General features: G+C 64.6%; 1 pseudogene. It reads left to right on the top strand.

The features are described 5' to 3' along the window. A pseudogene (locus ACXWUF_RS21755) lies at window positions 1–2,607 on the top strand (hypothetical protein); the annotation flags it as partial. Window positions 2,608–2,645 lie beyond the last annotated feature (38 nt).

Raw genomic sequence — 2,645 nt, 5'->3', positions numbered from 1 at the left:
ATCGGAGGCAGTCCACTTACCCGCAACCTCGACACCCACACCACCGCCAGTTGCGCCCGCGACGCCTTCATGGTCAATACCATCGCCGCCGGCGGCCCCTGCAATGGCCCCTGCAATCCGGGCATCACACCTGTCTTGGGTACTGGTGGCGGATCTCAAGTCATCTGGGCCGGCATGGACGGTAGCAGCGAAAATGTCACCGGCGGCCAGTTATGGCGAACCCTCAGCGCCGATTCCGGCCCCGGCACTTGGACCGAGGTCAGCGGCCTCAACAGCGGAATCACCGCCACCTGCACGGCCACGCCTTCCGTCTGCAACATCAATCCCAGCCACTACACCATCTCCGGCATCGCGCTTGACCCGAATGACGCCACCGGCCGGACCGCGTATGTCAGCGTCATGGGCTTTGGTGTCGGTCACGTCTTCAAAACCGCCGACGCCGGCGCTACCTGGGCCAGGCTCGACGGCGATGCCAATGGCGCTGGCCTCCCCGACTCTCCGGCCGACGCCGGTGTCGCCGATCCCAATGTACCGAACCTGGTCTATGTCGGCACCGACGTAGGGGTCTTCAAGTCCACCGGCGATGGCGTCTGGACCGAACTCGGGCCCAGCGCCGGCGCGGGCTCTTTGCCCAATGTCGCCATCACTCAGCTCAAGATCTACAACCATCCCAGCGACGCCACTCCCCTGCGCCTGCGTGCATCCACCTACGGCCGTGGCATTTGGGAAATCTCCATCAGTCCGGTGCCGGGATACACCATGGCGATCGCCAACACTCCGCTCTACGTCTTCGCCGGGCGGAACGCCAGTTTCAGCGGCAGCATCACCACCTTTAACGGCTATACCAACTCCATCAACGTCACCTGCGGCCCGGGCGCAACCCCTCCGCCTTCCACGTGTAATCCGGTCACGATTCCCGCTCCCGCCACCTCGGGCAGCTTCACCGTCAACGCTGGCAATTCCGCGGTGGGCGATTTCAGTTTCATCCTCACCGCCGTCGGTAGCGACTCGAAAAACCTGACCCAGCAGGTGCCGGTCACCCTGCACTCCGTGGACTTCATCGTGGGCGCCGTTCCCTCCGCCACCGTGTCGGCTAGTAACAACGCCGTCGTCAGCTTCACCGTTACCGCCGAAGGGAGCTTCACCGGCGACGTCAATCTGACCTGTAGCGGCCAGCCTGCCGGTACCTCCTGCACGTTTTCTCCCGCGGTGGTGAGCCTCATCCCCGGCGCCACCGCCATCGTCACCCTCAACCTTCCGACCCTGTCGTCCACTGCCCCGGGCATTTACACCGTCATCATCACCGGCACGGGAACACTCGGCGCCGACACCAAGCCGCACTCCTCGACTATGACGCTCACCGTCACTTCGGCCTCGCAGTCCTTCAGCGTCAACCAGACCTCGGTTATTACTCCGTCTACGGCGAAACCGGGCCAGGCGCTTACCGCCGGCGTGAACGTCACCGCCGGAAGCGGCTTCAACGGCGCACTCGCCTTGTCCTGCGCCTTCGACGGCGGGGGCAGCCCTGGCGGCTCGACCTGTAGCGTCGATCCCGCCAGCGTCATTCTGCCTGCCAGTCCGCCGCCTTCGGCTACCGTTACCGTCAACACCGCGGGCGCCGTCGCCGGCAACCCGCGCCTGGTGGTCACCGCCACCGATGCTTCCAATCACGCCAGCAGCGCTGTTAACTTCGACTATTCGGTCGTGGATTACTCCGCTTCATTGAGCACACCTGCCCCTACCTATCCCGGAGGTTTTGCCGGCATAGGCGTCACCATCACAGCCCTGAACGGCTTCGCCGGCGCCATCGCAGCCTCGTGTAGCGCTCCGGCGCCGCTCACATGCGAATTAACTCCCGCGGGACCGTACGTACTCGGTCCAGCCACTACGGTGTCCGCAACCGCCTCCATCCACGCTCCGCCCAATACGCCCGCAGACACCTACACCGTCGCCGTGAATACCACAGACACGGACTTTGCGCCGCTGGTCCATAACCAGGCCTTCGACTTGCGAGTGCAGGATTTCCAGGTGGCCGTCAATCCAACCGCCGAGGTCGTAAAGGCCGGCGCGACACCTACGCCTCATACCATCAACATCACCGGACAGGCAGGATTCAGTGGCACGGCCACGCTGGCGTGCTCCTCCGGGCTCCCAGCGCTGTCCACCTGCACTTTTTCGGCTAATCCGGTAAGCGCCGGCGGCTCCAGTACCCTGACCATCCAAACCACCGCACCCAGCGTATCGTTGGCCCGGCCCCCGGCCGGCGGCCGCCCGGCGCCGCTAAATGCCCTCTGGACGACCATTCCGGGCCTGGTGGTTGGGCTTTTGGGCCTCGGCGTCTCTCCAGGACGCAGACGGGGAAAACGGGGCAAAACTGCTCAGCTATGCCGGCCTGGTCCTTCTCCTGGCGCTCCTGGTGGCCCTGACGGCCTGCGGAGGAGGTGGTGGCAGCACCATCACCACGCCGCCACCCCCCATCCCGAAACCCGGCACTCCGGCGGGAACCTATACGGTTATGGTGTCGGCGACTTCCACCCTGGGATCGCCGGTACAATCAGCGCAAGTGACCAAGCTCATCCCGATTACGCTCACGGTGCAGTAAGCTAAGCCCTACAGTCAGGAACCCCCAGGTTACCTGCAGGCAT

Source organism: Methylomagnum sp. (genome assembly GCF_054333355.1).
This window is presented reverse-complemented; position numbering and strand designations above follow the sequence as displayed.